At 53.0% G+C, this 12322-nt stretch carries 10 protein-coding genes; 8 read left to right on the plus strand and 2 right to left on the minus strand.

What is annotated here, in order from left to right; translation table 11 throughout:
- Positions 1-19: 19 nt before the first annotated feature.
- Positions 20-2431: a phosphoenolpyruvate synthase gene (gene ppsA, locus DY231_RS13995; protein WP_115629188.1), complete on the minus strand. Its 2412-nt coding sequence runs from the start codon at positions 2429-2431 to the stop codon at positions 20-22.
- 289 nt (positions 2432-2720) lie between these two features.
- Here ppsA and ppsR point away from each other — a divergent pair, with 289 nt between their 5' ends.
- The 8 genes from ppsR to DY231_RS14035 all read left to right on the plus strand — a co-directional run bounded on the left by ppsR (position 2721) and on the right by DY231_RS14035 (position 10825).
- The gene (gene ppsR / locus DY231_RS14000) at positions 2721-3554 is read left to right on the plus strand and encodes a posphoenolpyruvate synthetase regulatory kinase/phosphorylase PpsR (RefSeq protein WP_115629190.1); all 834 of its coding nucleotides are present in this window, start codon (positions 2721-2723) and stop codon (positions 3552-3554) included.
- A 159-nt stretch (positions 3555-3713) separates the two neighbouring features.
- Positions 3714-4760 (plus strand): 3-deoxy-7-phosphoheptulonate synthase AroH, encoded by a 1047-nt coding sequence (gene aroH / locus DY231_RS14005; protein WP_115629192.1) that lies wholly within the window; start codon positions 3714-3716, stop codon positions 4758-4760.
- A 208-nt stretch (positions 4761-4968) separates the two neighbouring features.
- Positions 4969-5133, plus strand: a complete 165-nt coding sequence (hemP, locus tag DY231_RS14010; RefSeq protein WP_115629195.1) for a hemin uptake protein HemP — start codon at positions 4969-4971, stop codon at positions 5131-5133.
- A gap of 92 nt (positions 5134-5225) precedes the next feature.
- Positions 5226-7202, plus strand: a complete 1977-nt coding sequence (locus DY231_RS14015) for a TonB-dependent hemoglobin/transferrin/lactoferrin family receptor (RefSeq protein ID WP_115629198.1) — start codon at positions 5226-5228, stop codon at positions 7200-7202.
- Between the two features lie 9 nt (positions 7203-7211).
- On the plus strand, positions 7212-8243 hold the full coding sequence (locus tag DY231_RS14020) for a hemin-degrading factor (protein WP_115629201.1): 1032 nt from the start codon (positions 7212-7214) through the stop codon (positions 8241-8243).
- Positions 8240-9055 (plus strand): heme/hemin ABC transporter substrate-binding protein, encoded by an 816-nt coding sequence (locus DY231_RS14025; protein WP_115629204.1) that lies wholly within the window; start codon positions 8240-8242, stop codon positions 9053-9055. The genes DY231_RS14020 and DY231_RS14025 overlap by 4 nt, the downstream gene beginning before the upstream one ends.
- A 35-nt stretch (positions 9056-9090) precedes the next feature.
- Positions 9091-10053, plus strand: coding sequence for a FecCD family ABC transporter permease (locus tag DY231_RS14030; protein WP_115631848.1), 963 nt, complete (start codon positions 9091-9093; stop codon positions 10051-10053).
- Positions 10046-10825 (plus strand): heme ABC transporter ATP-binding protein, encoded by a 780-nt coding sequence (locus tag DY231_RS14035; RefSeq protein ID WP_115629207.1) that lies wholly within the window; start codon positions 10046-10048, stop codon positions 10823-10825. The genes DY231_RS14030 and DY231_RS14035 overlap by 8 nt, the downstream gene beginning before the upstream one ends.
- Positions 10826-10867: 42 nt before the next feature.
- Here the strand turns inward: DY231_RS14035 and selO are convergent, their stop codons facing one another.
- Positions 10868-12313, minus strand: coding sequence for a protein adenylyltransferase SelO (gene selO, locus DY231_RS14040; RefSeq protein ID WP_115629209.1), 1446 nt, complete (start codon positions 12311-12313; stop codon positions 10868-10870).
- Positions 12314-12322: the final 9 nt, after the last annotated feature.

Raw genomic sequence — 12322 nt, forward strand, 5'->3', positions numbered from 1 at the left:
TTGTTGAGGAGCCTTTTTATTACTTATTCGCTTCCGCCAGACTCAGCCAGGTTTGCACCACGGTATCCGGGTTCAGAGAAAGACTATCAATCCCCTCCTCCATCAGCCACACGGCAAAATCTTCATGGTCGGATGGACCCTGACCACAAATCCCAACGTATTTACCCTGTTTCTTCGCCGCTTTGATCGCCATCGACAGCAGCGCTTTCACCGCGTCGTTACGCTCATCAAACAGCCCGGAAACCACGCCGGAGTCGCGATCCAGACCGAGAGCCAACTGAGTCATGTCGTTTGAACCGATTGAGAAACCATCGAAGTATTGCAAGAACTCATCAGCCAACAAGGCGTTCGATGGGATCTCACACATCATGATGATTTTCAGTCCGTTTTCGCCACGTTTCAGTCCCTGACGCTCCAGCTCTTCAACCACGGCTTTGGCCTGCGCTACGGTGCGCACGAACGGCACCATCACTTCAACGTTAGTCAGGCCCATTTCGTTGCGTACGCGTTTCATCGCCGCACATTCCAGCGCGAAACACTCACGGAAACTGTCGGCAATATAACGGCCTGCGCCACGGAAACCGAGCATTGGGTTCTCTTCTTCCGGCTCATAACGCTCGCCGCCGACCAGGTTGGCGTATTCGTTAGATTTGAAATCAGAAAGACGAACAATCACGCGCTTCGGCCAGAAGGCCGCGCCCAATGTGGCAATCCCTTCGGTCAGACGACCGACATAAAACTCAACCGGATCGTCATAGCCTTTCATCATTTCACGGATTTCGTTTTGCAAAGCAGGTTCTTGCTGATCAAATTCCAGCAACGCACGCGGATGCACGCCGATCATACGGTTGATGATGAACTCCAGACGCGCAAGACCCACGCCTTCGTTCGGCAGGCAGGCAAAATCAAATGCACGGTCAGGGTTGCCGACGTTCATCATGATTTTCAACGGCAGGTCCGGCATGGTATCGACGGTGGAACTTTTGATGCTGAAATCCAGCAATTCCTGGTAAACATAGCCGGTGTCGCCCTCGGCGCAGGAAACGGTCACATTCTGGTCGTCGGTCATGCGTTCTGTCGCGTCGCCGCAACCCACTACCGCTGGGATCCCCAGTTCACGGGCAATAATCGCCGCATGGCAGGTACGCCCGCCCCGGTTGGTGACAATCGCGGCGGCTTTTTTCATGATAGGTTCCCAGTCAGGGTCAGTCATGTCGGTGACTAAAACGTCGCCTGGCTGGATGCGGTTCATCTCGCTGATGTCGTGAATGACTTTCACCGGACCCGCACCAATGCGATGGCCGATGGCACGTCCTTCAGCAATGATTTTGCCTTGAGAATGAAGCTGATACCGCTCCATCACCTGGCCCTGAGAACGCACGGTTTCCGGACGAGCCTGGACGATAAACAGCTTGCCAGTATGCCCATCTTTAGCCCACTCGATATCCATCGGGCGGCCGTAGTGCTTCTCGATTTGCACCGCTTGCTTCGCCAGTTCCTGCACTTCTTCCGGTGTGATAGAGAACTTATCGCGATCGGCCTGCGGCACATCTTCGATACGCACCTGCTTACCATGCTCCTGACTTGGCGCGTACACCATACGGATTTTTTTAGAACCCATATTACGACGGACAATCGACGGTTTACCCGCCGCAAGCGTCGGTTTGTGAACGTAGAATTCGTCCGGGTTGACTGCGCCCTGCACCACCATTTCACCCAGGCCATAAGCGGAGGTGATAAACACCACCTGGTCGAAACCAGATTCAGTATCGATGGAGAACAGCACGCCGGAAGAGGCAAGATCTGAACGCACCATGCGTTGCACACCAGCGGAAAGCGCCACACCACGGTGGTCATATCCCTGGTGAACGCGATAAGAGATAGCGCGGTCGTTAAACAGCGAAGCAAAGACGTGTTTCACAGCAATCAATACCGCGTCATACCCTTGCACATTGAGGAAAGTTTCTTGTTGTCCGGCAAACGATGCATCCGGCATATCTTCGGCTGTAGCAGAGGAACGCACAGCGAAAGAAGCATCAGCATCGTCAGAGGAAAGTTGTTCGTAGGCATCGTGAATGGCTTTTTCCAGCTCAGGCTGGAAAGGCGTGTCGATTATCCATTGGCGGATTTGCGCACCTGCTTTTGCAAGCTCAGTGACATCGTCAATATTCGTTTTATCCAGCAGCTCATAAATACGCTGGTTCACCCCACTTTGGTCAAGAAACAAGTTAAACGCTTCGGCCGTGGTGGCAAAACCATTCGGCACGGAAACACCCATACCAGAAAGGTTAGTAATCATTTCACCCAGAGAGGCATTTTTGCCCCCGACCCTGTCTACATCATTCATGCCGAGTTGGTTGTACCAAAGCACCAGCGGTGACGAGTTGGACATCGAAACAATCCTTTTGTGATATATGAATGAGAAATACATTACATCCTTTTTAGATTGGCATAATTAGATGAGGGAATAAAACAGGTGAATCGTTCAAGCAAAATAAAAATTTGAATTTTTCAGATATATTTACATTTTGCATAACCCCTTGATTCTTAATTTAATCCCTATATTAATAATGGTTTAAAGAAAGAGTAAAAATGAACCATGCATTTCATTAAAAATAAAAACTACGTTTCATTTTTAATTTTGAGATGAGTATGATCCCGAAGTGTGTTGTTTTAATTTATGCTTTAGAAAATTGACGAATAAATATCAGGGACAATAAATGGATAACGCGGCAGACAGACAAGTTTTTTATATCTCCGATGGCACCGCCATTACCGCCGAAGTGCTCGGACATGCGGTGATGTCGCAGTTTCCGGTTGCGATTAACAGTATTACGCTGCCGTTTGTCGAAAACGAAAGCCGGGCGAATGCCGTGAAGGAGCAAATCAATGCCCTTTACGTAAAATCTGGTGTTCGTCCGCTGGTGTTTTACTCCATCGTTATCCCAGAAATTCGCGACATTATTTTGCAAAGTGAAGGTTTTTGTCAGGATATCGTGCAAGCGTTAGTCGCCCCTTTGCAGCAAGAATTGAAGCTTGAACCGACGCCCATTGCCCACCGTACACACGGCCTGAATCCAGGCAACTTAATTAAATACGATGCGCGTATCGCTGCGATTGATTACACACTCGCGCATGATGACGGCATTTCGATGCGCAACCTCGACCAGGCGCAGGTGATCTTGCTCGGCGTTTCGCGCTGTGGCAAAACCCCGACCAGTTTGTACCTCGCGATGCAATTTGGTATCCGCGCGGCAAACTACCCGTTTATTGCCGATGATATGGATAATATTCAACTCCCTGCGGTGCTTAAGCCGCTGCAACATAAGCTTTTCGGCCTGACAATCAATCCTGAGCGCCTCGCGGCGATTCGCGAAGAACGCCGTGAAAACAGCCGTTACGCCTCCATGCGCCAGTGCCGTCTTGAAGTTGCCGAAGTTGAAGCGCTGTTTCGCAAGAACCAGATTCGCTATCTCAACAGCACCAATTATTCGGTGGAAGAGATGGCAACTAAGATCCTCGATATCATGGGATTGAATCGCCGCATGTACTAACAAACTAGTTCAAAGGTGCAATTTTGTATGGTAGGGTGTACGCAATCTGGTGGTAACGATTCAGTTTTACGGTTGAATTCAACATAAATTGGTTTATCGTGACTGCCATCACTTCCCGGTATTCCTGCCGAGCTGAAGACAAATTTTCTGAGACACCCAATGAACAAAACAGATGAATTGCGCACCGCGCGCATCGACAGTCTGGTAACACCTGCGGAACTGGCACAACGCCTGACGGTTTCCCAGGACGTTGCACAAAATGTGACTGCCGCGCGTCGTCGTATCGAAAAAATCCTCAATGGCGAAGACAATCGCTTACTGGTGATTGTTGGCCCTTGCTCAATCCACGACCTGGATGCGGCGATGGATTACGCGCGCCGCCTGCAAACTTCGCGTGAAAAACACCAGCATCGCCTTGAAATTGTCATGCGGACGTATTTCGAGAAGCCGCGCACCGTGGTTGGCTGGAAAGGTTTGATTTCCGATCCTGATTTAAACGGCAGCTATCGTGTGAATCACGGCATCGAGCAGGCTCGCCGTTTACTGCTGCAAGTGAACGAACTGGGCGTCCCGACCGCCACCGAATTCCTCGATATGGTCACAGGCCAATATATTGCCGATTTAATTAGCTGGGGCGCGATTGGTGCGCGAACCACTGAAAGCCAGATTCACCGCGAAATGGCCTCAGCCCTTTCCTGCCCGGTTGGCTTCAAAAATGGCACCGACGGGAATACGCGTATTGCTGTTGATGCCATTCGTGCTGCACGCGCCAGCCACATGTTCCTGTCGCCGGATAAAAACGGTCAGATGACCATTTACCAGACCAGCGGTAATCCATACGGCCATATCATTATGCGCGGCGGCAAACAGCCAAACTACCACGCAGCCGATATTGCCGCCGCTTGCGATAGCCTGCATGAGTTTGATTTACCAGAACAGTTGGTCATTGATTTCAGCCACGGCAACTGCCAGAAACAGCACCGTCGCCAGCTAGAAGTGTGCGAAAACGTGTGTAACCAAATTCGCAACGGTTCCCGCGCGATTGCCGGTGTAATGGCCGAAAGTTTTATCCGCGAAGGCACACAGAAAATTGTTGCCGGGCAACCGTTGGTTTATGGTCAGTCAATTACCGACCCTTGTCTGAGCTGGGAAGATACTGAGACATTGCTCGATATGCTGGCTGACGCAACGGACAGCCGCTTCTGATTTCTCGGTGGAGAGTGCTTGCACTTATCCACCCTGCATCTCCCTTCCATAGGTCGGATTAGCGTAAGCAACATCCGACATTTTTCTCCCTCCGCTCAAAATTGATCCATTCACAAATTTCTTACAAATAACACTTGATGATGAAACACAGTTTATTGATAATGATTATCATTGTTACATTGATTGTCATTTGTATACAGAGTGAAACATGGATAAAACATTCGCCCCTACGAATTCGCAATCTGCGACCGTTCCCCGTCAGATAGACAGCAAAGCCTTACTCGGCCCTGACGGGCGCGTGGTAATTGTCCACGAAGGCCAACAATATCAATTACGTCAGACCCAGGCAGGAAAGTTAATCCTGACCAAGTAAACAAAAAATAGCCTTACAACTACGCAAGCCACCCAGGTTTTTCACCATCCCCAGGCAGCCAGCGCTTTTAATTTTCTTATGGAGATTTGCGCATGCCTGCTTTACACACAGTCGGATTCCGTCTGTCATTACTGACTGTTGCGGTATTTTCTGCCCTGCCCGCCAGTGCAAAAGACGATCAAATGACCGTTGTCGCCACGGGAAACCAACGCAGCACGTTCGAAGCGCCGATGATGGTTACCGTCATTGATGGCGATACTCCTGAAGGCCAGACCGCCTCATCTGCCGCTGATATGTTGCGTAAAGTCCCGGGGATTACCGTTTCCGGCTCCGGTCGCACCAACGGTCAGGACATCAATATGCGTGGTTATGACCGCCGTGGTGTGTTGATGCTGGTTGACGGCGTCCGCCAGGGGACTGACACCGGGCACCTCAACAGCACGTTTATCGATCCGGCGTTGATCAAACGTATCGAAGTGGTGCGTGGCCCTTCTGCTCTGCTCTACGGCAGCGGCGCGTTAGGCGGGGTCATCTCCTATGAAACCGCTGATGCCAGCGATTTGCTGTACGAAGGCCAAAACAGCGGATATCGCGTATTTGGTACAGGAGCCACCGGCGACCATAGCGTTGGCATGGGTGCCAGTGCTTTTGGCCGCACAGACAATCTTGACGGTCTGGTGGCCTGGTCAAGCCGCGATCGGGGTGATATTCGCCAGAGCGACGGTGAAACGGCTCCTAACGATGAAAGCATCAGCAACTTCCTGACCAAAGGCACGTGGTATATCGACCCGGCACAATCTCTGGGTGGCTCCCTGCGATACTACAATAACGCCGCTCGTGAACCCAAAAACCCGCAAACAACGACTGCTGACCCAAGCAATCCGATGGTTGATCGTTCGACCATTCAGCGTGACGCGCAGGTGAAATACCATATCGGGCCGGAGCAGAGTGACTGGCTGAATGCTGATGCCACCGCTTACTGGTCTGAAGCGCGTATTAACGCCCAGGGTCAAACCGACGGATCTGAATTCCGCAAACAGACCACAACCGGCGGCAAACTTGAAAACCGCAGCCGCCTGTTTACCGACAGCTTTGCCGCACATTTGCTGACTTATGGTGGTGAATATTACCGCCAGGATCAAAAACCTGGCGGCAACGCAACCGGCTTCCCACAGGCCAATATCGACTTCGGCTCTGGCTGGTTGCAGGATGAAATCACCCTGCGCGACCTGCCTGTTTCTATTCTCGCGGGCACGCGTTATGACGATTACAGCGGCAGCAGCGACGGCTATCAGGATGTGAATGCTGACGAATGGTCATCTCGTGGCGCACTGTCCATTACGCCAACCGACTGGCTGATGGTGTTCGGTTCTTACGCACAAGCCTTCCGCGCCCCGACGATGGGCGAAATGTATAACGATGCGAAACACTTCTCAATTGGTTCCCGTTACACCAACTATTGGGTACCGAACCCTAACCTGCGCCCGGAAACCAACGAAACTCAGGAATACGGTTTCGGCCTGCGCTTCGACGATTTAATGCTGGCTGACGACGGCATTGAATTCAAAGCCAGCTACTTCGATACCAAAGCGAAAGACTATATTTCAACTACCGTCGATTTCGCCCGCGCGACCACCATGTCTTACAACGTCCCTAACGCAAAAATTTGGGGCTGGGATATGACAGCGAAATACACCAGCGCCTGGTTCAGCCTGGATCTGGCTTATAACCGCACCCGCGGGAAAGACACCGACACCGGCGAGTGGATTTCAAGTCTGAATCCGGACACCGTCACCAGCATTCTTGACGTTCCCGTTGCACAAAGCGGCTTCTCCGTGGGCTGGGTTGGCACTTTTGCTGAAAGTTCCACGCATATCAGCAGCAGCTATAGCGCGCAGCCAGGCTATGGCGTGAATGATTTCTATATCAGTTATACCGGTCAGCAGCAGTTGCGCGGGCTAACCACTTCCCTGGTACTGGGTAACGCCTTTGATAAGGAATACTGGTCGCCACAGGGGCTCCCTCAAGATGGCCGTAACGGCAAAATCTTCGTTAGTTATCAATGGTAAGGAAGCAATATGACTCAGCGTTATGAAAACTGGTTGCAGCTAAAACAACAGAACCCTAAAAAATATGCTCGCGACATCGCAAAACTGATGAATATCAGCGAAGCCGAATTAACTCATGCCCGCGTCGGGCATGATGCCTGGCGCCTGAAAGGAGAAGTGCGCGACATCCTCACCTCTCTGGAAAGCGTGGGTGAAATTAAGTCCATCTGCCGGAATGAATATGCGGTACATGAGCACATCGGGCGCTTCGAGAATCAGCAATTGCACGGTCACGCCGGGCTGGTTCTTAACCCGCGTGCGCTGGACTTGCGCCTGTTCCTGAATCAGTGGGCTTTCGCCTTCCACGTTCGCGAGGAAACTGCACGCGGTGAACGTCAAAGCATTCAATTCTTTGACCATCAGGGCGATGCCCTGCTGAAGGTTTACACCACTGACAACACGGATTTTGCGGCCTGGGGCCAGGTTCTCGCGACGTACATTTATGCCGATAACCCGGAACTTGAACTGCAAGCGGCGGAAGAAAATGTCATGACGCCAGCTGTTGATGGCCGACTTGTTGAAGATGAATGGCGCGCCATGCGTGACGTGCATCAGTTCTTCGGGCTGCTCAAACGCCACCAGCTCACACGCCAACAAGCATTCCGACTGGTCGCAGAAGACCTGGCCTGCCAGGTTGATAACAGCGCACTGACACAACTGCTGGCGATGGCTAAACAAGACAAAAACGAAATCATGGTGTTTGTTGGCAACAAGGGTAGCGTGCAGATTTTCACCGGTGTCGTTGAAAAAGTCGTGCCGATGGACAACTGGATTAACATCTTTAACCCGCAATTCACGCTGCACTTGCTGGCTGACACCATCGCTGAAAGCTGGATCACACGTAAGCCAAGCGGTGACGGTTTTGTTACCAGCCTTGAATTGTTTGCCGCCGATGGCACGCAAATCGCTCAACTTTACGGCCAACGTACTGAAGGCGAACCGGAGCAACAACAGTGGCGCACTCAGCTTGAGGCGCTGGTAAGCAAAGGGCTGGCCGCATGAAACGCTGGCTAATTGCCCTGCTTGCAATGCCTGTGGTTGTCACCGCCAGTGAACGGGTGGTGGCAATTGGCGGCGACGTCACAGAAATTGCCTACGCATTAGGTGCGAGCGACCAGTTAGTCGCTCGTGACAGCACCAGTCTGCATCCGGCGGCGGCAACCAAACTGCCTGACGTTGGCTATATGCGTGAGCTTAATGCCGAGGGGATTCTGGCCATGCGCCCAACGTTGGTGCTGGCGAGCGCGCAGGCGAAACCCTCACTTGCGCTGGAGCAGGTTGCCAGCAGCCACGTCAAAGTCGTGACGATTCCCGCCACAAATTCGCTGGATGGGATTGATGACAAGATTGCTGCGGTAGCACAGGCCATGGGAAAAACGGCCCAGGGCGACGCTTTGCGCCAGCAAGTCCATACCAGGCTGGCGGCGATTCCTGAAAACCCACTGCCGGTAAAAGTGTTGTTTATCATGAGTCATGGCGGCATGACCGCGATGGCAGCCGGGCAAGAAACTGCGGCTGATGCCGCAATTCATGCCGCTGGTTTGCAAAATGCGATGCAAGGTTTCAAACGTTACCAGCCCATGTCGCAGGAAGGTGTGATTGCCAGCCAGCCACAACTGGTGCTGGTCACTGCCGACGGCGTGAAAACACTGGGCGGCGAAGATAACGTCTGGAAGTTACCGGGCCTTGCGCAAACCCCTGCCGGGAAAAACCGCCAGCTATTAGTGGTGGATGATATGGCTTTGCTGGGTTTTGGCCTGCAAACGCCGGATGCGATTCTTGCATTACGTCATAAAGCGGAGCAATTGCCTTGATACGCCGTCCCCTGCCTCAACGCGCCCTGTTCGCCATGGTTTTGGCGTTGTTAGTGCTGTCTTTAGTTGCCGCCAATTTAGGCGCCATGCGGCTTTCCATTGCCGTTTTGTGGCAAGCCCAGGACGACGCATTGCGCCATATCTGGCTCAATATTCGCCTGCCTCGCGTGCTGCTGGCGACGCTGGTAGGCGGCGCACTGGCGCTTTCAGGTTGCGTGATGCAGGGACTGTTTCGTAACCCGCTGGCTGATCCTGGCTTGCTCGGGATCAGCAGCGGCGCGGCACTGGCGGTCGGTTTTTCGGTCGTCATGCCGTTCGCCTTGCCTGTTGTATTGGCGTTGTATGTTCCGATGCTTGCCGCATTTCTGGGCAGCCTCGCCGTCACGTTGGTGATTTTCTTCCTGAGCCGCCAGGGCAACAATAGCCTTTCGCGCCTGCTGTTAGTTGGTATCGCGATTAATGCGTTATGCGGTGCGGCGGTGGGAGTGCTTTCCTGGATAAGCAACGATGCGCAGCTGCGCCAGTTGTCGCTTTGGGGGATGGGCAGTCTTGGACAGGCGCAGTGGTCAACGTTACTGGCCACCGCCTCGTTTATTCTTCCGGCTTCAGTGGCTATCGCGTTCCTGTCCAGACGCCTTAATCTTTTGCAACTGGGTGACGAAGAAGCCCATTACCTGGGCGTGGACGTCAAAAAAACGCAGCGTCAGTTGCTGATTCTAAGCGCATTGCTGGTGGCGGCGGCGGTTGCCGTGAGCGGTGTGATTGGTTTCGTGGGTCTGGTGGTTCCGCATCTGGTACGGATGTGGCTTGGGGCCGATCATCGCTGGCTGATCCCGGGATCTGTACTGGCAGGAGCGATGCTATTGCTGGTTGCGGACACCCTCGCCCGCACACTGGTTGCCCCTGCGGAAATGCCGGTAGGTTTGCTGACCAGCCTGCTCGGCGGCCCGTGGTTCCTGGCATTAATTTTCCGTCAACGGAGAGAAACGGATGGCTGATTTACTCCTGGCGCGAAACGTCACGCTACGCTCAGGCGCTCGAAAGCTGCTTGATGATATTAATCTGACGCTGGCGGCGGGCGAAGTGGTCGCGCTAATCGGCCCAAATGGTGCGGGAAAATCCACGCTACTCCGGGTGCTTACCGGTTTTCAGCAGCCAGAAAGTGGCTATATTTCCCTGGACGGACGCCCGTTACATGAATGGTCTGGCGAAGCGTTATCGCGCAAACGCGCGGTGATGCGCCAGCGCGGTGGCATGGCGTTTAGTTGGGCGGTCGAGGATGTCATCGCCATGGGACGTGCGCCGTGGCCGGAAAAAGAGACAATGGCGGTAGTTCAGGAAGTGATGGCGCTGACGGGATGCGATACGCTCGCCGGGCGCGATTTTTGCCAGCTTTCTGGCGGTGAACAACAGCGCGTCCAGCTTGCACGCGCCCTGGCGCAATTGTGGCAGGACGGGCAACCCCACGGCTGGCTGTTTTTAGATGAACCGACTTCTGCACTCGATCTCTATCATCAGCAACACATCCTGCGTTTGCTGCGCCGGTTATCGTTGATGGGGACGTTATCTGTTTGCGTGGTGCTGCATGATTTGAACCTGGCCGCATTGTGGGCCGACCGGATTGTTTTGTTGCACGAAGGACGACTGGTTGCCAGTGGTTTGCCGCGAGAAGTGTTGAACGAGGCTATCTTACAACACTGGTATCAGGCTGATTTACGGGTGTTCAGTCATCCTGAACACCCGGTGCCGCAGGTTTGGTTGCAGCCGTGATCGTTTTGTCGGATGACGCTGCTGTACGACCGACAAAAAAGGTTAGCTCGAGCAACTCACTTCTAACCGCTTGCCCCAGTCCGGCGGGCGTTGGGTCAAATCAGTAGAATGTTCAGCAAATGGCTGGCGCAGCGCTTCATGCAGTTGCGCCAGCACACTCACATCCCCTTTATCGGCGGCATCGATTGCCCGTTGTGCCAACCAGTTACGCAACACGATTGAAGGGTTTGCGGCTTTCATCGCCTGTTGACGCTGTTCGTCGCTGACCTGTTCGGCCTGCAAACGGGTGCGATAACGAGTAAACCAGTTATCAAAACTTGCGCGGTCGATAAATTCATCACGTAGCGGCGAGCTGGCAGCGTTTTGTTCGGTCAGGCTTAACATGCGGAATGTGCGCGTGTAATCACTCCCCTCTTTGGCCATCAGCCCGAATAGCTCGGTGAGAATTTCGTTATCCGCCGTTTGCTCGGTTAGCAGCCCCAGTTTCCCACGCATTAACTCACCGAAAGCTTTCATTAGCGCGAATTGATAATGATCGAGCAACTCGTTTAACCACTCCACAGAAATAAACGGTGACAGCGTTTGCGCGAGACGTTGCAGATTCCACAGCCCAACCGCAGGCTGATTATCAAAAGCGTAACGCCCCTGATGGTCAGAATGGTTGCAGATAAAATCGGGCTGATAATCATCGAGGAAACCGTACGGGCCGTAATCCATCGTCAGCCCAAGAATCGACATATTGTCGGTATTCATTACGCCATGGGCGAAACCAATAGTTTGCCAGTGGGCAATCATTTGCGCTGTACGTTCGACAACATCACGGAACCAAAGCGGGTATTTATCGGCTTCGTCGACCAGATGCGGCCAGTGATGGGCAATCACGTAATCCGCCAGTTGTTGGACTTTTTGCGGTTCCCGACGATAGTAGAAATGCTCAAAGTGGCCGAAGCGAGCATGACTTTGCGCCACGCGAATCATCATCGCACCGTGTTCGGTCGTTTCACGTTGTACCGGCGTTTCGCTGGTGACAATACTGAGCGCACGCGAGGTTGGAACGCCTAACCCGTGCATAGCTTCACTCGCAAGGAACTCGCGAACCGTTGAGCGGAGCACCGCGCGGCCATCGCCCATGCGTGAGTATGGCGTTAATCCCGCCCCTTTAAGGTGCCAGTCGAATTTACGCCCGTCAGCTAACTGCTGTTCGCCGAGCAAAATACCACGTCCGTCGCCAAGCTGCCCCGCCCAGACGCCAAACTGGTGCCCGCTGTATACTTGCGCCAAAGGCTGCATTCCCGGCAACAGTGTTTCACCGCTCCAGATACCCGTGTGGACTGCATCAAACAATGAATCATCCAGACCCAGATCATCGGCCAGAGGGCGGTTATGGTAAAACAAACGCGCATTGTGCAGCGGTGTTGGCTTAAGAGCCGTATAGAAGCCGGGCAATTCATCGTGCCAGCTATTGTTGAATACAGGTTTATTGGTCATGGAACCTCC

Origin of the sequence: Buttiauxella agrestis, from assembly GCF_900446255.1 — a bacterium.
Classification (GTDB): domain Bacteria; phylum Pseudomonadota; class Gammaproteobacteria; order Enterobacterales; family Enterobacteriaceae; genus Buttiauxella; species Buttiauxella agrestis.

What these genes read in the sequence shown, in the direction of transcription:
- ppsA (WP_115629188.1), bottom strand. Translation starts at nt 2,431, where the DNA reads ATGTATTTCTCATTCATATATCACAAAAGGATTGTTTCGATGTCCAAC.
- ppsR (WP_115629190.1), top strand. Translation starts at nt 2,721, where the DNA reads ATGGATAACGCGGCAGACAGACAAGTTTTTTATATCTCCGATGGCACC.
- aroH (WP_115629192.1), top strand. Translation starts at nt 3,714, where the DNA reads ATGAACAAAACAGATGAATTGCGCACCGCGCGCATCGACAGTCTGGTA.
- hemP (WP_115629195.1), top strand. Translation starts at nt 4,969, where the DNA reads ATGGATAAAACATTCGCCCCTACGAATTCGCAATCTGCGACCGTTCCC.
- DY231_RS14015 (WP_115629198.1), top strand. Translation starts at nt 5,226, where the DNA reads ATGCCTGCTTTACACACAGTCGGATTCCGTCTGTCATTACTGACTGTT.
- DY231_RS14020 (WP_115629201.1), top strand. Translation starts at nt 7,212, where the DNA reads ATGACTCAGCGTTATGAAAACTGGTTGCAGCTAAAACAACAGAACCCT.
- DY231_RS14025 (WP_115629204.1), top strand. Translation starts at nt 8,240, where the DNA reads ATGAAACGCTGGCTAATTGCCCTGCTTGCAATGCCTGTGGTTGTCACC.
- DY231_RS14030 (WP_115631848.1), top strand. Translation starts at nt 9,091, where the DNA reads ATGGTTTTGGCGTTGTTAGTGCTGTCTTTAGTTGCCGCCAATTTAGGC.
- DY231_RS14035 (WP_115629207.1), top strand. Translation starts at nt 10,046, where the DNA reads ATGGCTGATTTACTCCTGGCGCGAAACGTCACGCTACGCTCAGGCGCT.
- selO (WP_115629209.1), bottom strand. Translation starts at nt 12,313, where the DNA reads ATGACCAATAAACCTGTATTCAACAATAGCTGGCACGATGAATTGCCC.